The 21,396-nt window shown below is 70.6% G+C and carries 19 protein-coding genes; 10 read left to right on the top strand and 9 right to left on the bottom strand.

What is annotated here, in order from left to right:
- Positions 1-244: 244 nt before the first annotated feature.
- The 6 genes from ACGTNF_RS00280 (at position 245) to ACGTNF_RS00255 (ending at position 8,240) form a co-directional block, all read left to right on the top strand.
- Positions 245-838, top strand: coding sequence for an ANTAR domain-containing response regulator (locus ACGTNF_RS00280; RefSeq protein ID WP_016855528.1), 594 nt, complete (start codon positions 245-247; stop codon positions 836-838).
- Positions 835-1,866 carry a CmpA/NrtA family ABC transporter substrate-binding protein gene (locus ACGTNF_RS00275; RefSeq protein WP_394599877.1) on the top strand — a complete coding sequence of 344 codons (1,032 nt, stop codon included), beginning with the start codon at positions 835-837 and terminating at the stop codon, positions 1,864-1,866. Before ACGTNF_RS00280 ends, ACGTNF_RS00275 begins: the two co-directional genes overlap by 4 nt.
- Before the next feature lie 286 nt (positions 1,867-2,152).
- Complete coding sequence (locus tag ACGTNF_RS00270; RefSeq protein ID WP_394599876.1) at positions 2,153-3,475, top strand: NAD(P)/FAD-dependent oxidoreductase; 1,323 nt, start codon at positions 2,153-2,155, stop codon at positions 3,473-3,475.
- Positions 3,472-5,988 (top strand): nitrite reductase large subunit NirB, encoded by a 2,517-nt coding sequence (gene nirB, locus ACGTNF_RS00265; RefSeq protein ID WP_394599875.1) that lies wholly within the window; start codon positions 3,472-3,474, stop codon positions 5,986-5,988. The genes ACGTNF_RS00270 and nirB overlap by 4 nt, the downstream gene beginning before the upstream one ends.
- A 174-nt stretch (positions 5,989-6,162) precedes the next feature.
- On the top strand, positions 6,163-6,537 hold the full coding sequence (gene nirD, locus ACGTNF_RS00260) for a nitrite reductase small subunit NirD (RefSeq protein WP_394599874.1): 375 nt from the start codon (positions 6,163-6,165) through the stop codon (positions 6,535-6,537).
- A 287-nt stretch (positions 6,538-6,824) separates the two neighbouring features.
- On the top strand, positions 6,825-8,240 hold the full coding sequence (locus ACGTNF_RS00255) for a PhoH family protein (protein WP_394599873.1): 1,416 nt from the start codon (positions 6,825-6,827) through the stop codon (positions 8,238-8,240).
- A 95-nt stretch (positions 8,241-8,335) separates the two neighbouring features.
- Here the strand turns inward: ACGTNF_RS00255 and ACGTNF_RS00250 are convergent, their stop codons facing one another.
- The 5 genes from ACGTNF_RS00250 to ACGTNF_RS00230 form a co-directional block, all read right to left on the bottom strand.
- The gene (locus ACGTNF_RS00250) at positions 8,336-8,554 is read right to left on the bottom strand and encodes a hypothetical protein (protein WP_016855521.1); all 219 of its coding nucleotides are present in this window, start codon (positions 8,552-8,554) and stop codon (positions 8,336-8,338) included.
- 156 nt (positions 8,555-8,710) lie between these two features.
- Positions 8,711-9,379 (bottom strand): alpha/beta hydrolase, encoded by a 669-nt coding sequence (locus ACGTNF_RS00245; protein ID WP_394599872.1) that lies wholly within the window; start codon positions 9,377-9,379, stop codon positions 8,711-8,713.
- A gap of 72 nt (positions 9,380-9,451) precedes the next feature.
- Positions 9,452-11,221: an SLC13 family permease gene (locus ACGTNF_RS00240; RefSeq protein ID WP_394599871.1), complete on the bottom strand. Its 1,770-nt coding sequence runs from the start codon at positions 11,219-11,221 to the stop codon at positions 9,452-9,454.
- Between the two features lie 145 nt (positions 11,222-11,366).
- A complete protein-coding gene (locus ACGTNF_RS00235; protein WP_016855518.1) occupies positions 11,367-11,573 on the bottom strand; it encodes a cold-shock protein in 207 nt (68 codons plus the stop codon).
- A gap of 249 nt (positions 11,574-11,822) precedes the next feature.
- Complete coding sequence (locus ACGTNF_RS00230; protein WP_394599870.1) at positions 11,823-12,422, bottom strand: CBS domain-containing protein; 600 nt, start codon at positions 12,420-12,422, stop codon at positions 11,823-11,825.
- A 169-nt stretch (positions 12,423-12,591) separates the two neighbouring features.
- Between ACGTNF_RS00230 and ACGTNF_RS00225 the strand changes: the two genes are divergently transcribed.
- Together ACGTNF_RS00225 and mntP are read left to right on the top strand one after the other, a co-directional pair.
- Positions 12,592-14,232, top strand: coding sequence for an FMN-binding glutamate synthase family protein (locus tag ACGTNF_RS00225; protein WP_394599869.1), 1,641 nt, complete (start codon positions 12,592-12,594; stop codon positions 14,230-14,232).
- A 323-nt stretch (positions 14,233-14,555) separates the two neighbouring features.
- Positions 14,556-15,134 (top strand): manganese efflux pump MntP, encoded by a 579-nt coding sequence (mntP, locus tag ACGTNF_RS00220; RefSeq protein WP_394599868.1) that lies wholly within the window; start codon positions 14,556-14,558, stop codon positions 15,132-15,134.
- A 63-nt stretch (positions 15,135-15,197) separates the two neighbouring features.
- Here mntP and ACGTNF_RS00215 read toward each other — a convergent pair whose 3' ends face one another.
- Positions 15,198-16,154 carry a cation diffusion facilitator family transporter gene (locus tag ACGTNF_RS00215; protein ID WP_394599867.1) on the bottom strand — a complete coding sequence of 319 codons (957 nt, stop codon included), beginning with the start codon at positions 16,152-16,154 and terminating at the stop codon, positions 15,198-15,200.
- A gap of 140 nt (positions 16,155-16,294) precedes the next feature.
- Here ACGTNF_RS00215 and ACGTNF_RS00210 point away from each other — a divergent pair, with 140 nt between their 5' ends.
- Complete coding sequence (locus ACGTNF_RS00210; protein WP_394599866.1) at positions 16,295-16,822, top strand: HPP family protein; 528 nt, start codon at positions 16,295-16,297, stop codon at positions 16,820-16,822.
- Between the two features lie 135 nt (positions 16,823-16,957).
- Entirely contained in the window at positions 16,958-18,934 is a 1,977-nt protein-coding gene (locus tag ACGTNF_RS00205; RefSeq protein ID WP_394599865.1) for an alkaline phosphatase family protein, read from the top strand.
- Here ACGTNF_RS00205 and ACGTNF_RS00200 read toward each other — a convergent pair.
- From ACGTNF_RS00200 to ACGTNF_RS00190, 3 genes are all read right to left on the bottom strand, one after another.
- Positions 18,931-20,298, bottom strand: coding sequence for a PepSY-associated TM helix domain-containing protein (locus ACGTNF_RS00200; protein WP_394599864.1), 1,368 nt, complete (start codon positions 20,296-20,298; stop codon positions 18,931-18,933). The genes ACGTNF_RS00205 and ACGTNF_RS00200 overlap by 4 nt on opposite strands.
- Positions 20,299-20,394: 96 nt before the next feature.
- Positions 20,395-20,793 (bottom strand): DUF2946 domain-containing protein, encoded by a 399-nt coding sequence (locus tag ACGTNF_RS00195; protein WP_394599863.1) that lies wholly within the window; start codon positions 20,791-20,793, stop codon positions 20,395-20,397.
- Between the two features lie 109 nt (positions 20,794-20,902).
- Positions 20,903-21,394 carry a phosphatidylglycerophosphatase A family protein gene (locus ACGTNF_RS00190; RefSeq protein WP_394599862.1) on the bottom strand — a complete coding sequence of 164 codons (492 nt, stop codon included), beginning with the start codon at positions 21,392-21,394 and terminating at the stop codon, positions 20,903-20,905.
- Positions 21,395-21,396 lie beyond the last annotated feature (2 nt).

Here is a 21,396-nt window from a genome sequence, read left to right as displayed (position 1 = left end):
TCTTTCCATGAGAAAAGCAAACGGCATGCCAGGCGGAAGGAAAGCGTCGGCACTCAAGCCATCGCGGCCGTCTCGGCGATCTCGCCTGCACCAGCCGGCGGCATTTTCCGCCCCGCTCCGCCTCTTCGTGGTGCAAAAGGACGGCACCGGCGATCGTTGCACCACCGACGCTCGGCGCCGATGCGGCTGGAATGGCTCTTGCATGAACAGGGCCTGACCGTTTCCCCATCACGAGCCCTATGCCATGCCCCAGCCCTTGCGAATCCTGCTGGTCGACGACGAGAGCGTGCGCGCCGCCATGGTCGAGGAGGCCCTCGGCCAGGAGGGGCACGAAGTGATCTGCCACCTGCAGAGCCCGGCCAGCCTCAACGACATGGTCGAGCGCCACGCGCCCGACGTGGTCATCATCGACATGGAATCCCCCGACCGCGACACCCTCGACAGCATGTCGCAGCTGCACCGGGAGAACCCGCGGCCGGTAGTGTTCTTCGCCGACCAGCACGACCCCGACTCCATGCAGGCCGCCCTCAAGGCCGGCGTCAGCGCCTACGTGGTCGACGGCCTGGTGCCGACCCGGGTCCGGGCGATCCTCGAGGTCGCCGTGGCTCGCTTCGATGCCTTCCAGTCGATGCGCCAGGAGCTCGACCGCACCCGCACCCAGCTCGCCGACCGCAAGCGCATCGAGAAGGCCAAGGGCATGCTGATGAAGCACCAGGACTGCGACGAGCCCCAGGCCTACCAGACCCTGCGCAAGCTGGCCATGGACCGCGGCCAGCGCATCGGCGAGGTGGCCGGCAACGTGATCGATATCCTCGAAGGACTGGAGAAAGGCCTATGAGCATGCCCCATGCCCCCGAGCGTCCCCGACTGACCCTGGGCATCGTCCCGCTGCTGGACGCCGCCCTGCCGATCGTCGCCCGGGAAGGCGGCTTCTTCGCCGCCTCAGGGCTCGACGTCACGCTGTCGCGGGAGAGCGCCTGGTCGACCCTGCGCGACAAGCTGGCCGCCGGGATGCTCGACGGCGCCCAGCTGCTGGCCCCGCTGCCGCTGGCCATGAGCCTCGGCGCCTCCGGGCCGCCCTGCGACGTCCTGGCGCCGCTGGTGCTCGGCCGCAACGGCAATACCCTGGCGCTGTCGTCCTACTGGGCGGAAGGCATGGCCGCACCCCTCGACGGCTCGCCCGGCGGCCGGGACCCGGCCGTCAACGCCCGCGACTTCGCCGAGCGGCTGCGCCGGCGCGGCGCGCCACGTCCGCGGCTGGCCATGGTCCACCCCTTCTCCGGCCACCACTACCAGCTGCGCGACTGGCTGACCCTGGGCGGCCTCGACCCCGATCGCGACGTCGAGCTGGTCGCCCTGCCGCCGTCGCGCATGGTCGAGGCCCTCGAGCAGGGTCGCATCGACGGCTTCTGCGTCGGCGAGCCCTGGGGCAGCCAGGCCGCCCAGCGCGGCGGCGGGCATGTCGTCGCCACCGGCGCCCAGCTGTGGCCCGACCATCCCGAGAAGATGCTCGGCGTGACCCGCGACTGGGCCGGACGCCACCCCGCCACCCTCGCGGCCATGATCCGCGCCCTGGTCGCCGCCGCCGACTGGCTGGCCGAGGCGCCCGAGCACCGCCGCCAGGCCCGGGACTGGCTGGCCCTGCCGCCCTATCTGGATCGCGCCCTGGAGCATCTGCCGACGCTGCCGCTGGGCGAGGCGCCGGTGGCACAGCGCCTCACCGGGCTGCGCCCGGAGGTCGGCGAGATGGCAAGGGTCGTGGACCACCTGGCCCGCCAGCTCGACGTCCCCCTCCGACGCGGCGTGGTCGAGGCCTGCTACAGCCCCGTGCATTTCGATGCCGCGACGCACCAGGAGCGTGCATGACGGCGCCGTCAGGGGCCGCCCCGGCGGCGGTCATCGCCCGGCGATGATTATTTAACTCTTTGAGTTTGCTGACTTTCACCGCGTCCTGGCCCGAACCTTGATAGGAACAGGCCAGAACGGAGGGCCCGGCCCTTCGGCGGTCAACGGCGATCGCACCTCTAAGTCCAGACGAAGACGTCTCCACGCTCCCCAATGCCGGGGAGCGTCGAGGCGTCTTCTGCGTTTATGGAGGGAATCCGAGATGAGTCCCGATGACCCGACAGCCGCCGCCTTGCCCGATGGCCCCATGCCATCGCCCGCGACGCCCGTCGATCACCTGGTGATCGTCGGCAACGGCATGGCCGGCCAGCGACTGGTCGAGGCGCTGGTCCAGCGCGAGGGCGTGCCGCGCCGCATCACCCTGATCGGCGCGGAGGCCTGCCCCGCCTACAACCGCATCCTGCTGTCGCCGCTGCTGGCCGGCGAGATGGAACGCGAGGCGCTGACTCTGCGCGACGCCGACTGGTACGCCGAGCGCGGAGTCGAGCTGGTGCTCGGCGAGCGGGTCGAGCGCATCGACCGCCCCGCGCGCCGCCTGACCACCGCCGGCGGCCGAGAGATCGCCTACGACCGCCTGGTGCTGGCCACCGGCTCCACCCCCGTCCTGCCGCCGGTCGACGGCCTCGAGCTCGACGGCGTGCACGCCTTCCGCGATCTGGACGACGCCGCCGCCCTGACCCGCGCCGCCGAGCGCGGCGGCCGCGCGGTGGTGATCGGCGGCGGCCTGCTGGGCCTGGAGGCCGCCGAGGGACTACGCAAAAGAGCGCGTGCCGGCCTGTCGGTGAGCGTGCTCCAGCGCGCCTCGCGGCTGATGAACCGCCAGCTCGACGCCACCGCCGCCGGCCTGCTCGAGGCCGAGCTCGAGGGCCGCGGGCTCGAGATCGTCACCGGCGCCGACCTGGAAGGCCTGGAGGACGACGGCCGGGGCCGCGTCTGCGCCGTGCGCCTGGCCGACGGCCGCCGGCTGCCCGCGGACTGCGTGGTGCTGGCCATCGGCATCGCGCCCAGCGTCGAACTGGGTCGCCGGGCCGGCCTCGAGGTCCACCGCGGCATCGTCGTCGACGACCGCCTGACCAGCAGCGACCCGGCCATCCACGCCCTGGGCGAATGCTGCGAGTTCGAGGGTCGCACCTATGGCCTGGTCGAGCCGATCTGGCGCCAGGTCGAGGTGCTGGCCGCCCGGCTGGCCGGCGAGGACGTCGAGGGCTACGTGGAAGCGCCGACCGCGACCAAGCTCAAGGTCAGCGGCATCTCGCTGTACGCCTTCGGCCCCATCGAGCCCGGCGACGACCACGAGGTGCTGACCTACCACGACCCCGAACACGGCGACTATCGCCGGCTGCTGCTGCGCGACGGCCGCCTCGAGGGCGCCGTGCTCTATGGCGATACCGCCGCCGGCCCCTGGTACTTCGCCGAGGCGCTGTCCGGCCGCCATCTCGACGCCTGCCGTCAGGCGCTGCTGTTCGGCCCGGCCGATGCCAGGGCCCTGCTCGACGCCACGAAGGCCGAAGCACCGAATCCCGCCACGCCCCACGCCCAGGACCGCTCCCCGCAGGAGGAAGCCGCATGAACACGCCCAGCCAAGCAACTCCCCCGCTGATCATCATCGGCAACGGCATGGTCGGCCATCATCTGGTCGAGCAGCTGATCGAACGCGGCGCCACCGAGCACTACCGCATCACGGTGTTCGGCGAGGAGCGCCACCGCGCCTACGACCGCGTTCACCTGTCCGAGTACTTCGCCGGCCGGGACGCCCAGTCCCTGGCCCTGTGCGACGCCGACTTCTACGCCGAGCACGGCATCGAGCTGCGCCTGGCCGAGGAGGTCACCGCCATCGATCGCGACGCCAGCGAGGTAATCACCGAGCGGGGCCGCTATCCCTATGCGCGGCTGGTGCTGGCCACCGGCTCCTTCCCCTTCGTGCCGCCGATTCCCGGCCACGAGCGCGACCACTGCCTGGTCTATCGCACCCTGGACGATCTCGACGCCATCCGCGCGGCGGCCGCGGACGCCACCACCGGCGTGGTGGTCGGCGGCGGCCTGCTGGGCCTGGAGGCGGCCAACGCCCTGCGCGGCCTGGCTCTCGACACCGCCGTGGTCGAGTTCGCCCCCCGGCTGATGCCGATGCAGGTCGACGCCGAGGGCGGCGAGCTGCTGCGCGAGAAGATCGAGGCGCTGGGCGTGCAGGTGCTCACCGACCGCGCCACCCAGCACATCGAGGACGGCCAGACCAGCCGCCACCGCATGGTGTTCCAGGACGACAAGGTGCTGGAGACCGACCTGATCGTGTTCTCCGCCGGCATCCGCCCCCGCGACCAGCTGGCCCGCGACTGCGCGCTGGAGATCGGCGAGCGCGGCGGCGTGGTGATCGACGACCGCTGCCTGACCAGCGACCCGGCGATCCTCGCCGTCGGCGAGGTAGCGCTGTGGCAGAACAGCATCTTCGGCCTGGTGGCCCCCGGCTACCAGATGGCCAAGGCCGCCGCCGACACCCTGCTGGGCGGCGAGCTGACCTTCGACGGCGCCGACATGAGCACCAAGCTCAAGCTGCTTGGCGTCGACGTGGGCGCCATCGGCGACGCCCACGGCAGCCGCAGCCCCGGCGCCCGGACCTTCCGCTACCTCGACGAGCTCAAGCAGGAATACCGCAAGCTGGTGGTCTCCGGCGACGGCAGGAAGCTGCTCGGGGCCATGCTGGTGGGCAACAACGACGCCTACGACACCCTGATGCAGGTCTACGCCAACGGCCTCGAACTGCCGGAGGATCCGGCGGCGCTGATCGTGCCGTCCTCCGAGGGCACGCCGACGCTCGGCGCCGACGCCCTGCCCGACGACGCGATCATCTGCTCGTGCCACAACGTCACCAAGGCCGCGATCTGCGAAAGCCTCGACGCCGGCGCCATGGACCTCGGCGCGGTCAAGGCCGAGACCAAGGCCAGCACCGGCTGCGGCGGCTGCGCGGCGCTGCTCAAGAACGTGGTCGACCACGAGCTCGAGGCCCGCGGCGTGGAGGTCGACACCTCGATCTGCGAACACTTCGCCCACACCCGCCAGGCACTGTTCGACATCGTGCGTGTCGAGGGCATCCGGACCTTCGGCGAGCTGATTGACAAGCACGGCGCCTCCGACGCCCATCGCCTGGGCTGCGACATCTGCAAGCCGGCGGTGGCCTCGATCCTGGCCTCCTGCTTCAACGAGCCGATCACCGACGCCGCGCACATCCCGCTGCAGGACACCAACGACACCTTCATGGCCAACATGCAGAAGAACGGCACCTACTCGGTGGTGCCGCGGGTGCCGGGCGGCGAGATCACCCCGGACAAGCTGATGGTGCTGGGCCAGGTGGCGCAAAAATACGGGCTCTACACCAAGGTCACCGGCGGCCAGCGCATCGACCTGTTCGGCGCCCGCCTGGAGGACCTGCCCGACATCTGGGGCGAGCTGATCGCGGCCGGCTTCGAGACCGGCCACGCCTACGGCAAGTCGCTGCGCACCGTGAAGTCCTGCGTCGGCAGCACCTGGTGCCGCTACGGGGTGGCCGACAGCGTGGGCATGGCGATCCGGCTCGAGCATCGCTACAAGGGCCTGCGCTCGCCGCACAAGCTCAAGTTCGCGGTCTCCGGCTGCACCCGCGAGTGCGCCGAGGCCCAGAGCAAGGACATCGGCGTGATCGCCACCGAGCACGGCTGGAACCTCTACGTGTGCGGCAACGGCGGCATGCGCCCGCGCCACGCCGAGCTCTTCGCCACCGACCTCGACGACGCGCAGCTGATCGCGATCATCGACCGCCTGCTGATGTTCTACGTGCGCACCGCCGACCGCCTGCAGCGCACCTCGGTGTGGCGCGAGAACCTGGAGGGCGGCCTCGACTACCTCAAGGCCGTGGTGCTCGAGGACAGCCTGGGAATCAATGAGGAGCTCGAGGCCCAGATGCAGACCGTGATCGACAACTACGAGTGCGAGTGGGCGGGCGCCATCAACGACCCGGAGAAGCTCAAGCGCTTCCGCAGCTTCGTCAACGATGCCCGGCCCGACCCGGACATCATCGTCACCGAGGAGCGCGGCCAGCTACGACCGGCCTAAATCGGTTGTGCTCGACACCGGGATGAGCTGATCCGGCGACAAGCCCCGCGAGGGCGCTATGAACCCATCCTTGGGCGCTACTTTGGCCATCCATGGCCAAAAACCCCTCGCTTGGCCTTGTCCCCGGCGCTCATCCCTCCAGAGATCCGGAAATACGTTCTCGAGGAATCTTCCATGACCACCGCAACCGCAGCAGCCCCGACCATGACCCCGACCTGGCATCCCCTCTGCACCCGGGCCGACCTGGTGGCCCACTCCGGCGTCGCCGCCTGGATCGAGACCGCCGAGGGCACGGCCCAGGTGGCCCTCTTCTACCTGCCTGGCCACGCCACCGAGCTCTACGCCGTGGATCATCGCGATCCCTTCTCCGGCGCCAACGTCATCGCCCGCGGCATCGTCGGCGACGCCCGGGGCGAGCCGGTGGTGGCCTCCCCGCTCTACAAGCAGCACTTCCGCCTCGACGACGGCCAGTGCCTGGAGGACGACGCGATCCGCCTGCGCACCTGGCCGGCGCGCCTCGAGGGCGACGAGGTACAGATCCTGACCTGATGCTGCCCGCCCGAATGCCCCCGACCGGCGCCATGGCGCCGGTCGTTCTCGCCGCGGCGTTGAGAAAACGTCGATTGTGCGAAGCAGCAGAATTGGCCCATGCTGGAATCGAAAACCACATGTGACGGTCTGATGAACAGACCGCTGCCATCAACGAGGAGGTGAGCCCGGAGCCCAGGCCTGCACGTCGCGTCTGTCACGGAACCGACATCCCGCGCTGACAGTGTCGACATCGAGGCGTCATCTGTTTTGACGTCGTCCCGGTGATTATCAGGAGAGCCGCGCCGATGGTACGCATCGACAAGAAAGCCACCCGGCTTTACGTGCTGGACACCAATGTCCTGATCCACGACCCCGCCGCCCTCTATCAGTTCGATGAGCACGAAGTGGTCATCCCCATGACCGTGCTCGAGGAGCTCGACAAGCACAAGAACGGCATTCGCGAAATCGCCCGCACCGCCCGGCAGGTCAGCCGGACCCTCTCGGACCTCACCGCCAACGTCGATCTCAGCCAGATCCGCGAAGGCATTCCCATCCCGCGTCTCAACGGCCCCGAAGGCCGCCTGCGCCTGCTCTGCTACGACGATCTCGAGACCCCGGATCACCTCGAGAACAGCCCCGACAACCGCCTGCTGACCGAGACCTGCCGGCTGCGCGACGAGCGCGCCGACGCCTCGGTGGTCCTGGTCACCAAGGACATCAACCTGCGGGTCAAGGCCGCCGCGGTGGGCGTGCCGGTGGAGGACTACCTCACCGATCGCGCCTTCGACGACAGCGACGCCATGCTCGGCGGCGCCCGCGTCTACCCCGAGGCGGGCCCCGACGGCCGCGGCCTGTGGGAGAGCCTCAAGGCCGACGTCAAGGTCGAACGCGACGACGGCGGCAAGGTGGTGTATCGCCTCAACGGCGAGATCCCCGCCGACTGGCACCTGGGCATGCTGGTCTCCGACAGCGACGACGAGGCCAGCTTCGAGGCCATCGTGCGCGACCTGGGGCCGAAGCACGCGCATCTGGAGCTGCTCACCAACTATCGGCACGGCGCCAGCGTGTGGGGCGTTCACGCCCACGACAGCCGGCAGAACTTCACCCTCAACCTGCTGATGGACGACGAGGTCGACCTGGTCACCATCGCCGGCAGCGCCGGCACCGGCAAGACCTTCATGACACTCGCCGCCGCCTTCCAGCAGACCCTCGACACCAAGCGCTTCGAGCGCATCGTGTTCACCCGGGCACCGATCTCGATGAGCGAGGACATCGGCTACCTGCCCGGCACCGAGGAGGAGAAGATGTCGCCCTGGATGGGCGCCTTCCACGACAACATGGACAACCTGCTGCGCGACGAGCACGACGGCAGCACCACCTGGAACCAGGAGGCCACCCGCCAGCTGCTGGGCTCGCGGGTGCAGATCCGCGCCCCGGGCTTCATGCGCGGCCGCACCCTCAACGACACCTTCCTGATCATCGACGAGGCACAGAACTTCACGCCCAAGCAGCTCAAGTCGCTGCTGACCCGGGCCGGGCGCAACACCAAGATCGTCTGCCTGGGCAACGTGGGGCAGATCGACACGCCTTACCTCACCGCCAACACCTGCGGCATGGCGGCGGTGGTGCAACGCTTCCGCGACTGGCCCCACGCCGGGCACGTCACCCTCAAGAGCGTCGAACGCTCGCGTCTGGCCCTGGCCGGCGAGGAGCTGCTCTGACTCTCGGACGCCTCGCCTGAACGACACGGGCCGGCACCTTTCGGTGCCGGCCCGCTTTCATGCCGACGGCGCATGGTCACGTGGCGATAAGCGCCTCAGCCGCCGCGATTGAAGGCCTTCTCGATCAGCGCCTCGCTCTCGCTGCCCGGCCCCTTCTTCAGCACCTTGCAGGCATCGTGATAGAGGCAGACGAAGCGCTGGCAGGAGGCGCAGTGCACACGATCATCGGGTTTCTTGATGCTGGAGACCCGCATCAGCTGGCTCCCGCAGCTGGGGCAGCCGACCGGCAGGCGAAGGTCTTCTGACAGGGACATGGGTGACTCCTTTCCATTGGGTTCCGTCCCTTATCCTGCCGCAATCCCGGGGGGGTTCGCTACCGGCCCGACGCAGCAGGGGCCCATCACGGGATGGCGCCCCGCCTGCTTGGCGATGCGCTGCGTCGAGGCGGGAGCGCTTCGGAATCCTGGGGATCAGCGGCCCAGCCGGGCGGCGATCCAGGGGCCGATGTCGGCCACCTGCTGTGGGCAGACGGCATGGGCCATGGGGTACTGGCGATAGCGGACCGGATAGCCCAGGGCCTCGAGGCGGTCGCGGGCGGCCTGGCCCAGCGCCTCCGGCACCACCGGATCGACGTTGCCGTGGTGGATCTCGATCGGCAGGTCACGGTTGGCCGCTGCCGGCTCGAGGCTGTCGACGGTGGCCAGGTAGGTGGACATGGCGAGCAGCCCGCCCAGGCGCTCGGGGAAGGTCAGCGCCGCCTGATAGGCCACCGCGCCGCCCTGGGAGAAGCCGGCGATGATGATCCGCTCGGCGGGCACGCCCTGGGCGATCTGCTCGTGCACCAGCCCCTGGATGCGTTCGGCGGACGCCTTGAGCTGCGCCTCGTCGACGCGGCGATCGAGGCTGGCCTCGAGGATGTCGTACCAGGCCGGCATGGTCATGCCGCCGTTGATGGTCACCGGCAGGCGCGGCGCGTGGGGCAGGACGAAGCGGACGTCGAGGTCGTCCGGCAGGCCCAGGGCCGGCACCAGCGGCTCGAAGTCGTGGCCGTCGGCGCCCAGGCCGTGGAGGATGAACACGCAGGCGTCGGCGGGTCGCCCGCTGCGTGGCTCGATGATCAGCTCGTCGGATCCGCTCATGGCTCGTCTCCAGCACAAAAGCGACACCCTAGCGCAAAGCGCTCCGTCGAGCGAGGGGCTCCCGGCGCGGCGTCAGAACGGCCAGATCAGGGGAATCAGCCCCAGCGCCACCGCGGCGGTCAGCAGGTTGAGCGGCGCGCCCACGCGCAGGTAGTCACTGACGCGGTAGCCGCCGGGGCCGTACACCATCAGGTTGGTCTGATAGCCGACCGGGGTCAGGAAGCTGGCCGAGGCGGCGAACATCACCGCCACCACGAAGGGCATCGGGCTCACGCCCAGATGCTCGGCGGCGGCGACCACCACCGGGAAGCTGATCACCGCCGCGGCGTTGTTGGTCACCAGCTCGGTCAGCAGCGCCACCAGCAGGTAGGTGCCGATCAGCAGCCACCAGGGATTGCCGTCGACCCAGCCCATGGCGCCCTGGGCCAGCGCCACCGCCGCGCCGTTGGCCTCCAGCGCGGCGCCCAGGCCGAAGGAGGCGGCGATGGTCAGCAGCACCTGGGTATCCATGCCGCGCTTGGCCGAGCCGATCGAGCAGCAGCCGGTGAGCACCGAGGCCGCCGCGCCCAGCATGGCGGCGCTGAGCAGGCTGGTCACGCCGCTGGCGGCGAGCAGCACCACCACCGCGAGGATGCTCCAGGCCAGCCAGGCGCGCTCGTGCACCGGCCGCGCCGAGCCGTTGACCTGGCTGATCAGCAGGAAGTCCCGGGACTGGCGGTGGCGTTCGATGAACGGCGGACGCGCCTCCAGCAGCAGCACGTCGGCCGGTTGCAGGCGAATCTGGCCCAGGTTGCCGGCGACCCGCTCGCCGCCGCGGCATACCGCCAGCACCGCGGCGCCGTAGAGGGTGCGAAAGTGGCCATCGCGGATGCGCTGGCCGATGAACTGGCACTGGTCCGAGACCACCGCCTCCACCAGGCGGCGTTCCTTGAAGTCCTTCTGCAGGCTCGACTCGTCGTGATGCGAGGGGATCAGCCCGCGGATCTGCTGCAGCTCCACGGCGCCGGCCGAGGTGCCGGCGAAGATCAGCCGGTCGCCGCCCTTGAGCCGCTCGCCGGGCCCCACCACGCTGACCACGTTGCCGTCGCGCTCGATCTCGACCAGGAACAGCTCCTGCAGATGACGCAGCCCGGCCTCCTCGACGCTGCGATCGACCAGCGGGCCGCGCGGGTCGACCTCCATCTCGATGGTGAACTCGCGGGGATTCTCGAACGCTTCGGTGGCCCCCGTGCGCGGCGGCAGCAGGCGACGCCCGACCAGCAGCAGATAGGCCAGCCCCACCGCCGCCACTGGCACGCCGACCCAGGCGATGTCGAACAGCCCCATCTCCAGCGACGGATAACGCTCGATCATCAGGCCGTGTACCACCAGGTTGGTGCTGGTGCCCATCAGGGTAATGGTGCCGCCGAGAATGGAGGCGAAGCTGAGCGGCATCAGCAGCCGGTGGGCCGGCAGGCCGAGGCGCCGGCTCCAGCTCAGCACCGCGGGAATGAAGGTGGCGACCACCGGGGTATTGTTGAGGAACCCGCTCAGCGAGGCCACGGGCAGCACCAGGCGCGCCAGGGCACGCTGCTCGCCCCGGGGGCGTCCCAGCACGTAGCGAATGATCAGATCGATGCCGCCGGTCTCGCGGATGCTCGCGACCAGCACGTACATGAAGGCGACGGTGAACAGGCCGCTGCTGGAGAAGCCGGCCAGTGCCTGGTCGGGGGCGACCACGCCGAGGCCGATCAGCAGGACCAGCGCGCCCATCAGCACCATGTCGGGGCCGATACGGGTCAGCGCCATGATCGGAAAGACGGCGGCGACGACGGCGAGCGAGATCCAGGCGTCCGGGGACATGGTGGGCATTCCAGGGAGAGTACGGTCCATCCCATTGTGCCGACCGACACATATTCTAAAAAGTTATTTTTAGAAATTCATTTATATGAAAAAGGAATTATGGCCGACCCCACCGTTGCGGCGGGGCCAGCCGTTACACCACGTCTCAGCCGATGGCCTTGATGTTGGATGCCTGCAGCCCCTTCTTGCCCTGGGTGACCTCGAAGGACACCTTCTGGCCTTCCTGCAGGGACTTGAAGCCCTCGGCCTGGATCTCGGAGAAGTGGGCGAACAGGTCGTCACCGCCGTCGTCCGGAGAAATGAAGCCAAAGCCCTTGGTGTCGTTGAACCACTTGACGGTACCGGTCGCCATTGTCACATGCCTCGCATTGCCTGTTGAATCCGCGCGATGAGGGCGTCTTGCCGCTTCACGGCACGCGGCCCGCGCCCCGATGAGCGCAGGCCTGACACTATACCGCAGTCATGACGGCCCCGTTACAGCGATTTCTCACGCAGCCAGCCGCGACAGGTCCTCGTCGCCCTGGCAGGGCGCGCCGGGCTTGACCGTTTCCGGGGCATCGGCGTCGGTCACGGTACCTGGACGAGGGATCGGATCGAGGACTCAGAGCTCGTGGCCGAGCACCACGCGGCAGATATCGGAGAAGCTGCGCGCCTCGGGCAGCGTGGCCACGTCGCTGCCCAGCGCGCGGCCGATGTCGGCGGCCGAGATCACGCCGCGGATGCGCTGATGCCCCAGGCGGTCGGTATCGGTCACCAGCAGGTGCTGGTCGCCGTAGGCCTCCAGCTCGCGCACCAGCTGGCCGATGGACAGGGCCGCCAGGCGCTCCATCGACAGCGCGTGCAGCTCGGCGCAGGGCGTCTGCACCATGCGCGCGGTCACGTCCTCGCGGTCGATGCCGCGACGCTGCATGGCCTGGGTGATCAGGCGGCCGCCGATCACGTCGCGGGCGTTGAGCACGCCGACGCAGTCGCCGTCGTTGTCGACCACCAGCAGCAGGCGCACGCCGGCGTGCTCCATCACCTTGCGGGCATCGACGAGGGAGGTGTCGGCGGGCACGGTGAGCGGCAGCACCTGCTGGAAGTCGGTGAGCACCGTCAGCGCCGGGCTGTCCGGCGAGAGACGCGGCGGCATCGGCTTGGTGATCGGAGTATGGGCCGGCAGCACGTAGGGACGGTCGGGGGAAGCGGTCAGGGTAGACATGAGGGGTTGACTCCTTCTCGGTCACAATCGGCGGGGCACGCCGGATGTCCCCACACTGCGCCCGCGCAGATTAAGAGAACCTTAAGGGATGTCCCGTGGCGACCCGGCGATTGACAGTCGACCGGCCGCGGCTTGCAATGGCCCTTTCCCGCCGCAATGGAGTGCGAAGATGTCCCGACCGCCCCGCCGTTTTCTCGTCTATGGACTGATCCTGGCCGGCCTTCTCGCCTGCCTGATCGGCCTGGCGCTGGCCCCCGCCTGGGGCTGGGCGCTCGGCGCCCTGGCCCTGGCCGCACTGGCCGCGATGGGCACCCACGACATCGTCCAGCGCCGCCACACCGTCAGCCGCAACTATCCGGTGACGGCCCATCTGCGCTACCTGCTGGAGTCCTTCGGTCCCGAGATCCGTCAGTACTTCATCCAGCGCGACACCGAGCAGGTGCCCTTCTCCCGCGAGCAGCGCAGCCTGGTCTACCGGCGCGCCAAGGGCACCATCGACAAGCAGCCCTTCGGCTCCCTCGAGGACATGCAGGCCCCCGGCTACGAGTGGATGAACCCCTCGCTGGCCCCGGCGACCATCGACGACGATGATTTCCGCGTGACCGTCGGCGCCGGGCGAGCCCGGCCCTATGACGTCAGCGTGTTCAACGTCTCGGCGATGAGCTTCGGCGCGCTGTCGCCCAACGCCATCAGCGCGCTGAACGACGGCGCCCGGCGCGGCGGCTTCTACCACGACACCGGCGAGGGGGGCATCTCGCCCTATCATCGCCGCGGCGGCGACCTGGTGTGGGAGATCGGCTCCGGCTATTTCGGCTGTCGCGACGCCAACGGTGGCTTCGATCCCGAGCGCTTCGCCGAGCGCGCCACCGACGACGCGGTGAAGATGATCGAGATCAAGCTCTCCCAGGGCGCCAAGCCGGGCCACGGCGGCATCCTGCCGGGGGCCAAGGTCACCGCCGAGATCGCCGCCACCCGCGACGTGCCCGAGGGCGAGAGCGTGGTCTCGCCGGCCGCCCACAGCGCCTTCTCCACCCCCCGCGAGCTGATCGCCTTCATCTGCCGGCTGCGCGAGCTCTCCGGCGGCAAGCCGGTGGGCATCAAGCTGGCCATCGGCCATCCCTGGGAGTGGTTCGCGCTGGTCAAGGCCATGCGCGAGGAAGGCGAACATCCCGACTTCGTGGTGGTCGACGGCGGCCAGGGCGGCACCGGCGCCGCGCCGCTGGAGTTCGCCAACCGCCTGGGCATGCCGCTGACCGACGCCCTGCTGCTGGTGCACAACGCCCTGGTCGGCGCCGGGCTGCGCGAAAAGGTGCGCGTGGCCGCCGCCGGCAAGGTGATCAGCGCCTTCGACGTCGCCCGCACCATCGCCCTGGGCGCCGACTGGTGCAACTCGGCGCGCGGCTTCATGTTCTCGCTGGGCTGCATCCAGGCCCGCAGCTGTCACAACGACCGCTGCCCCAGCGGCGTGGCCACCCAGGATGCGCTGCGCGGCAGCCGACTGGACGTGCCGCTCAAGGCCGAACGGGTGGCACGCTTCCAGGCCGGTACCCGCGAGGCGCTGGCCGAGATGCTCGGCGCCGCCGGGCTGCGCCACCCCGGCGAGCTGGGGCCTGAGCACATCATCCGCCGGGTCTCGCGCCACGAGGTGCGGACCCTGGCCACGCTGTTCGATTTCGTCGCGCCCGGCGCCCTGATCGAGGGCGATGCGGCCCGCCACGCGATCTTCGCCGACTACTGGGACGGCGCCAGCGCCGACAGCTGGGCGCCGCCGGAGCGCCTGATGCGGCTGCGCGAGAGCAAGCTGGTATGAGCGACGCGCGGACGTCCGCGAGCGACGCTCGGGATGCAACCGTTTCCCGGTGATGGTAGGCTGCGTCGACTCCGGCCATGGGCACCTCCCATCGCCCACATGGACCGGACGACCCTCGCTGGGGAGTAGCTGGCTCACGCCCGATGCGTGAGAGCGCCTGTCAACATAGTCGGCCAGATGCCGTGGCAGGTGCGCCGGCGCGTCGCTCGATACCTCGGGTATCGCGATCGCGCCAGGTCGGCGAGACCATCGACGGTACGACGCCCAAGGCCGGGCGTGTCGTATCGTCGTGGTGAATCGCCCGGCCGGACCACGTGACGCCCATGACCCTGCTGTCCACCACCCTGCTGGCCTTCTCGATGTCCACCGACGCCTTCGCCGCCGCGATCGGCAAGGGTGCCGCCGTCGATCATCCGCGTTTCCGCGAGGCCCTGCGCACCGGCCTGATCTTCGGCGTCGTCGAGGGCCTGACCCCGCTGATCGGCTGGGCCCTCGGCCTGGGCGCCTCCCAGTACATCTCCCGCTGGGACCACTGGGTGGTCTTCATCCTGCTGCTCGCCCTCGGCGTGCGCATGATCCGCGCCGGCCTCGAGACGCCGGAGCCCGACGAGGGCGCCCCCGCCGTCAAGACCGGGCGTCAGGCCTGGTGGCTGATCGCCGCCACCGCGATGATCACCAGCATCGACGCCCTCACCGTGGGCATCGGCCTGGCCTTCATGGAGGTCAATATCCTGCTGACCGCCCTGGCGATCGGCGCCGCCACCACCCTGATGGCCACGCTCGGCGTGATGCTCGGCCGTCGCCTCGGCGTGCTGATCGGCCAGCGCGCCGAGGTGCTCGGCGGCGTGATCCTGATCGGCATCGGCACCGTCATCCTCACCGAACACCTGGGTCTCTGGTAAGAAGGCTGCGGCAAGGGGCCAGCGTTAAGGGAACTGCGGTGAGCCCGGCGTGGCCCGCCGGCCTCAGGGGCGATGCGCGCCGGGCGCCGGCGCTTCCACGTCGTCGGCGCAGCGATCGGGGGACTCCAGCTGGATGGTGGCGTGGGCCACGTCGAAGCGCTCGAGCAGCACCGCCTTGATCGCCACCAGGGTCGCCTCGCGGTCGGCGCCCTCCTCCACGGCGGCGTGCAGCGACAGCAGATGGCGCCCCGGCGTCATCGACCAGGCGTGAACGTGGTGCACGTCGTACACGCCGTCCAGCCGCTCGGGGAGCTCCCGCTCGATGCGCGCCACGTCCAGCGACGCCGGCGCGCCCTCGAGCAGGATATGTGCGGACTCGCGGGTCAGCCGCCAGGCGCTGCGCAGGATCAGCGCCGCCACCAGCAGCGACAGCAGCGGGTCGATCGGTGTCCAGCCGGTGGTCAGGATCACCAGCGCCGCGACGATGGCCGCCACCGAGCCCAGCAGATCGCCCAGCACGTGCAGCGCCGCCCCGCGGATATTGAGGTTGTCGCGATCGCCCAGATGCAGGATGGCGAACACCGCCAGGTTGATCACGAAGCCCAGGGCGGCGATGGCCAGCATCGGCGTGCCGGCCACCTCGACCGGCGACAGGAAACGCCGCAGCGCCTCGATGGCGATCCAGACCACGATGGCGATCAGCGTCAGGCCGTTGACGAAGGCGGCCAGGATCTGCACCCGGTCGTAGCCGTAGGTGCGGCGGTGGTCCGCCGGGCGCTGGCTGAGCCGGGCGGCGAACCAGGCCAGGGCCAGCGCCGCGGTATCGGTGAGCATGTGGCCGGCATCGGCCAGCAGCGCCAGCGAACCGGACAGGATGCCGCCCGCCACCTCGGCGATCATGAAGCCGCCGGTCAGCGCCACCGCCCAGGCCAGGCGCTTCCGGCTGTCGGCGCCGGCGTGATGATGGCCATGCCCGTGGGGGTGGGCATGCGGGTGGGCAGGGTCGTGATCGTGTGCCATCCGGCCTCCTTGTCGCGAGATTCCCTGAGCGTCCGGGCAGGCGATGCCCCAGCCTACCCCGGGCCCGGCACGCGGGCCTATCTTTACCTTCAGGGTACCGCCTGACACTATATCGCACCCTTTTTGTGCACGATGCGACGATGAAGACCTACTTCAGCAAGATGCGCGGCGCCCGCTATCGCCGCGGCGACCTCGACTGGCGCGACGCCGGCTGGTCATGGCTCGGCGCCTTCGCCGGCATGAGCGCGGTGGCCTGGCTCAGCGAGCAGTGGCTGGCCCTGCACCTGCTGGTGGTCGGCTCCTTCGGCGCCACCTCGGTGCTGATCTACGCCGCCCCGGCGAGCCCCTTCGCCCAACCCCGCAACGTGGTGCTGGGCAGCATGCTGTCGGCGCTGATCGGCGTGGCGTGCTTCCAGTGGCTGGGCGCTACGGCACTGGCCGTGGCGCTGGCGGTCTCGCTGTCGGTGCTGGCCATGCAGCTGACCGAGACCGTGCACCCGCCGGGTGCGGCCTCGGCGCTGATCGCGGTGATCGGCGGCCCCGAGGTCCACGCCCTGGGCTGGTGGTTCCCGCTGGTGCCGATCGGGCTCGGCTGCACGCTGATGCTGCTGGTCGCGATCCTGGTCAACAACCTGGCCCGCCACCGCCGCTATCCCCGGCACTGGTAGCCCTCACCCGTCGCCGGGCGACGACTCCCGCCTGCGGCGCCTTGTCGGCTACCATGGTCGGAACCGAGCAGGCCCGGACGAACGCTCGACTCACGACGGCCTGGCCGATTCGCACACTCAGGAAGCGCCTCGACAATGACGTCTGCCGATACCGCCCGCCTCGATCCCGCCGCGTCCGCCGAGCTGCCGGACGTGCTCGCCGGCCCGATCCTGCGCCGCCTCGCCCCGGACCGCCTGAGGATCTGGCTGGTCGGCACCCGGCCGCTGTCCGGCCGGCTGCTGCTGCATCCCGAGGGCCACGGCCCGCGCCGGCTGGCGCTGAACGAGCGCCGGGTGCGCCATCTGCCGCTGGGCCGCCACGCGGTGCTGCACCTGATCGACGTGGCGCTGGAGACGCCGCTGCCCGTCGGCGTGGCCATCGACTACGACCTGCGCCTGGCGGGTGAAGACGGCGGCGAGGAGGCCGGCATCGCCGACTGGGCCCCGCACCTGCTCCACGAGGGCGCCCGCCGCCCGCGCTTCGTGCTGGCCGAGGACCATCGCCGGCTGCTGCACGGCTCCTGCCGCCGCCCCCATCACGACGGCCCCGACGCCCTGGTGCGCGCCGACGGCTGGCTGGCCGAGCGCCGCGACGACGCCGGGGCCTGGCCGGCCTGGCTGCTGATGACCGGCGATCAGATCTACGCCGACGACGTGGCCGGGCCCACCCTGGTGGCGATCCACGGCCTGATCCAGCGCCTGGGCCTGTTCGACGAGCCGCTCGAGGGCGCCACCGTGGCCGACAGCCAGGGCCTCTACGCCGCCGACGCGACCTACTATCGCCGCGAGGCGCTGCTGCCCGACGTGGAGAGCAGCGCCAACCTGCGCGAACGCGTCTTCGCCGGCGCCCGCAAGCCGGTGTTCACCTCGGCCCACGCCCGCAACCACCTGATGACCTTCGCCGAGGTCATGGCCATGTACCTGCTGGTGTGGTCGCCGGAGCCCTGGCGACTGGTGACGATCCGCAAGCCGGCGATCTCCGCGGACGACGGCGCCGCCTTCGACGACGAGGCCGCCATCCTCGATCGCTTCGTCGAGGGCCTGCCGGCGGCCGCCCGGTTGCTGGCCCACGTGCCGTCGCTGATGATCTTCGACGACCACGACGTCACCGACGACTGGAACCTGACCGCCGACTGGGAGGCCTGCGCCTACGGCCATCCGTTCTCGCGTCGCATCCTCGGCAACGCCCTGCTGGGCTACCTGCTGTGCCAGGGCTGGGGCAACGACCCGGAACGGCTGGCCGCGCCGCTGGACGAGGCCGCCGCGCTGCTCGACGCCGCCAAGGCGAGCGACGGCTGGCTGCCCGCCGAGGCCCACGATGCCTGCCTGCACCACCTGCAGCGCTTCGAGGGCTGGGAGTTCCAGGTCCCGGGCACGCCCCGGCTGGTGGTGCTCGACACCCGCACCCGCCGCTGGCGCAGCGAGCGCAGCCCGCGCCGGCCCTCGGGGCTGATGGACTGGGAGGCGCTGTCGGACTTCCAGCAACAGCTGCTCGACGCGCCCTCGGCGATCATCGTCTCGCCGGCGCCGATGTTCGGCGTCAAGCTGATCGAGGGCATCCAGAAGCTGTTCACCCTGGCCGGCAAGCCGCTGCTGGTGGACGCCGAGAACTGGATGGCCCACCGCGGCGCGGCCAGCGTGATGCTCAACATCTTCCGCCACTCGCGCACCCCGGGGCACTACGTCATCCTCTCCGGCGACGTGCACTACTCCTTCGCCTACGACATCCGCCTGCGCCACCGGCGCGGCGGCCCGCGGCTGTGGCAGATCACCTCCAGCGGGCTCAAGAACGCCTTCCCCGATACCCTGCTCGACGCCTTCGACCGCGCCAACCGCTGGCTCTACGCGCCGCGCTCGCCGCTCAACTGGTTCACCCAGCGCCGGCCGATGCGCATCCGCCCCCGCGACCCCGACCGCGCCAAGGCCGGGGAACGGCTGTGGAACGGCGCCGGCATCGGCCTGGTGGAGCTCGACGACCAGGGCCGGCCCAGCGACATTCGCCAGCTCGACGCCCGGGGGTTCGACGTGCGCTTCCCGCCGCCCCCGGACAAGGATGAGGCAGAGAAGGACTAGACCGAGACCGCTCGCCGGGCGGCCGTCCGGCGCCGCACCAGGGCATCCACCACGGCCATCACGATCAGCGAGGCGCCGACCAGCGGGAAGATCGCCCCGCCGATGGCCAGCAGCGCCAGCACGCCGCGCAGCCGGCGTGGATCGGCCGGCGCCGGCGGCACGCCGAGCCTCCCGGCCGGTCGACGCTTCCACCACATCACCGCCGCGGAGACGCACAGCAGCACGATGCCAGCGCAGGCCAGGGCCAGGATCAGCTGGTTGGCCAGGCCGTACTGCTGGCCCAAGTGCACGTTGATGCCCCACTCCAGGCCGCGCCCCAGCGGGCCGTAGTCGCCGTAGCCCATGTCGAGCAGCGCCTCGCCGCGATACTGGTCGAGGTGCACGACGCGCTGTCGGCCGAGGTCGTCCGGGTAGACGGAGCCGGTGTAGACGCCCGTCGGTCCGGCCGGCAGGTTGACCGCATAGCCCGGCGCCAGCCCCTTGGCGTCGAAGATCGCCACCGCCCGGTCGAGGCCGATCGGCGCGGCCGCGCCGGCACCGGCCTCGGAGATCGGGAGTTGCGCCTGCTCCAGCGACCAGGTCGTGGCCTCGCGCTCGGCCAGGCGCTCGTCGGACATCGGCACATTGACCCGCACGCCGTCCGGGTAGCCGAAGTTGTGGCCGTTGGCCAGCTCGTTGACCTTGCTGCCCCACACCGTCGACCAGGGCATACCGGTCACGGCCAGGAACAGGATGACGCCGCCGACGAAGAGCCCGGTCACCGCGTGCAGGTCGCGCCAGAACACCCGCTTGCCGGGCCTGGCGCGCACCGACACCACGCCGCCGCGCCGGCCCCGCGGCCACCACAGGTAGAGGCCGGTCAGCACCAGCAGGATGGCCCAGCCGCCGACGATCTCGATCAGCATGCTGGCCCCGCTGCCGAACAGGGTGAGGCTGTGCAGGTGGCGGACCCACCACATCACGGTGCCCCGGTAGGGCATCTGGCCGGTCACCTCGCCGTCATGGGGATCGACGAACACCGCCACCCGACTGCCGTCCGGGCGGCTCACGTCGACCTCGGCGGCGCTGGACGCATCGGCCGGCGGCACATAGCGGAACGCCTCGCCGTCGACCGCGGCCAGCGCCGCGTCGCGCTGGACGCCGGGAGGCACCGTATCGGACTGACGCGCCTCGACCGTCATCATGTCGGCGTGCCACCAGCGGTCGATGTCGTCGTGGAAGAGATAGAGGGCACCGGTGACCGCCAGGGAGATCAGAAACGGGAGGACGATCAGCCCGGCATAGAAGTGCCAGCGCCAGACGGCGCGATAGAGGTCCTGCGCTCTGGGGCGCATGTCAGGACGGCTTGCGGAAGGTTGGCTCATGGGAGTCTCGCTCGAGGAAATCGGAGGCACGCCTGCCCTCGCCTGGCGTCGTGTCGACGCCGGCGAGCGAAGGCCAGGCGATTCACATCGGGGGGATCACGAGCGAGATCGGGGTGGCGCGCGGGTCGGCGCCTGGGGGAAAACCGCCGGCCCGCCATGGGGCGAGCGGGTCGCCACGACCGGGGCGGTGATGGCGTGGGACGGCACCGGGGCAACGCTCGGCAGCAGCGCCGATAGCACCGGCATTCGCTGGAACAGCGAGCAGTAGCCGCAGGCCTCGTGCCGGTGCGGCGCCGCCTCGTCCGCCATGGCCACCGACGACGCGCCCCGGCTCATCGCCTCGTGATGCCTGCCCTGGTGCGCCGCCCCGTGATGGGCCCGCTCCGCAGCGCTGAACTGGCCAATCAGCGGCCCGGCCACCACCAGCCACATCGCCAGCAGCGCGAGGCGCGCGACCGATCGGCGATAGCGGCGAGTGACGAGCGTTCGGATCATGAGCGGGGCCGGCCGGAACGAGGGGCCTCATGATAGCCCAGATGCCCCGGGGCCACAGCCACCGCGACAGGGTGCCGCGGCGGTTGTGTCGTGATACCTGCGATACCGCTCATCGCCCGGCCTCACCCCGCCCGCGTCGCCACAGCCGCGCGGCGAGGCGTGAGAAGAGCCTCATCAGCGCCCAGGCGTAGAGCGCCGCCACCAGGTCATCGAGCACGATGCCGATCCCCCCGGGCATCGCCTCCACCTGTCTCACCGGCGGCGGCTTGGTGGCATCGAACAGCCGGAAGACCACGAAGGTGCCTGCCAGGGTCAGCGGATGGCGAGGCGCGGCCTGCCCGAGCATCGCCACCGGGAAGGCGACGATCTCGTCGAGCACGATACGTCCGTCGTCCTTGCCACCCAGGGTGTCGGAGGCCAGCTGACACAGCGGCATCGCCGCCACCAGCAGCGCGGCGGCCAGCCCCAGCCGCCAGCGACGCGAGCGGCCCAGCAGCCACCAGGCCAGCGGCAGCGCCAGCAGCGAGCCGACGGTGCCCGAGGCCCAGGGCGACAGGCCGAGACCGAAGCCGGTGGCCGGCCACATCCATAGCGCTTCCATCG

This window comes from Halomonas sp. B23F22_10 (assembly GCF_043496975.1).
Taxonomy (GTDB): domain Bacteria; phylum Pseudomonadota; class Gammaproteobacteria; order Pseudomonadales; family Halomonadaceae; genus Halomonas; species Halomonas smyrnensis.
This window is presented reverse-complemented; position numbering and strand designations above follow the sequence as displayed.

Excerpts from the sequence above, each read along its gene's own strand:
- ACGTNF_RS00280 (WP_016855528.1), top strand. The coding sequence starts at position 245 with ATGCCCCAGCCCTTGCGAATCCTGCTGGTCGACGACGAGAGCGTGCGC.
- ACGTNF_RS00275 (WP_394599877.1), top strand. The coding sequence starts at position 835 with ATGAGCATGCCCCATGCCCCCGAGCGTCCCCGACTGACCCTGGGCATC.
- ACGTNF_RS00270 (WP_394599876.1), top strand. The coding sequence starts at position 2,153 with ATGCCATCGCCCGCGACGCCCGTCGATCACCTGGTGATCGTCGGCAAC.
- nirB (WP_394599875.1), top strand. The coding sequence starts at position 3,472 with ATGAACACGCCCAGCCAAGCAACTCCCCCGCTGATCATCATCGGCAAC.
- nirD (WP_394599874.1), top strand. The coding sequence starts at position 6,163 with ATGACCACCGCAACCGCAGCAGCCCCGACCATGACCCCGACCTGGCAT.
- ACGTNF_RS00255 (WP_394599873.1), top strand. The coding sequence starts at position 6,825 with ATGGTACGCATCGACAAGAAAGCCACCCGGCTTTACGTGCTGGACACC.
- ACGTNF_RS00250 (WP_016855521.1), bottom strand. The coding sequence starts at position 8,554 with ATGTCCCTGTCAGAAGACCTTCGCCTGCCGGTCGGCTGCCCCAGCTGC.
- ACGTNF_RS00245 (WP_394599872.1), bottom strand. The coding sequence starts at position 9,379 with ATGAGCGGATCCGACGAGCTGATCATCGAGCCACGCAGCGGGCGACCC.
- ACGTNF_RS00240 (WP_394599871.1), bottom strand. The coding sequence starts at position 11,221 with ATGTCCCCGGACGCCTGGATCTCGCTCGCCGTCGTCGCCGCCGTCTTT.
- ACGTNF_RS00235 (WP_016855518.1), bottom strand. The coding sequence starts at position 11,573 with ATGGCGACCGGTACCGTCAAGTGGTTCAACGACACCAAGGGCTTTGGC.
- ACGTNF_RS00230 (WP_394599870.1), bottom strand. The coding sequence starts at position 12,422 with ATGTCTACCCTGACCGCTTCCCCCGACCGTCCCTACGTGCTGCCGGCC.
- ACGTNF_RS00225 (WP_394599869.1), top strand. The coding sequence starts at position 12,592 with ATGTCCCGACCGCCCCGCCGTTTTCTCGTCTATGGACTGATCCTGGCC.
- mntP (WP_394599868.1), top strand. The coding sequence starts at position 14,556 with ATGACCCTGCTGTCCACCACCCTGCTGGCCTTCTCGATGTCCACCGAC.
- ACGTNF_RS00215 (WP_394599867.1), bottom strand. The coding sequence starts at position 16,154 with ATGGCACACGATCACGACCCTGCCCACCCGCATGCCCACCCCCACGGG.
- ACGTNF_RS00210 (WP_394599866.1), top strand. The coding sequence starts at position 16,295 with ATGAAGACCTACTTCAGCAAGATGCGCGGCGCCCGCTATCGCCGCGGC.
- ACGTNF_RS00205 (WP_394599865.1), top strand. The coding sequence starts at position 16,958 with ATGACGTCTGCCGATACCGCCCGCCTCGATCCCGCCGCGTCCGCCGAG.
- ACGTNF_RS00200 (WP_394599864.1), bottom strand. The coding sequence starts at position 20,298 with ATGAGCCAACCTTCCGCAAGCCGTCCTGACATGCGCCCCAGAGCGCAG.
- ACGTNF_RS00195 (WP_394599863.1), bottom strand. The coding sequence starts at position 20,793 with ATGATCCGAACGCTCGTCACTCGCCGCTATCGCCGATCGGTCGCGCGC.
- ACGTNF_RS00190 (WP_394599862.1), bottom strand. The coding sequence starts at position 21,394 with ATGGAAGCGCTATGGATGTGGCCGGCCACCGGCTTCGGTCTCGGCCTG.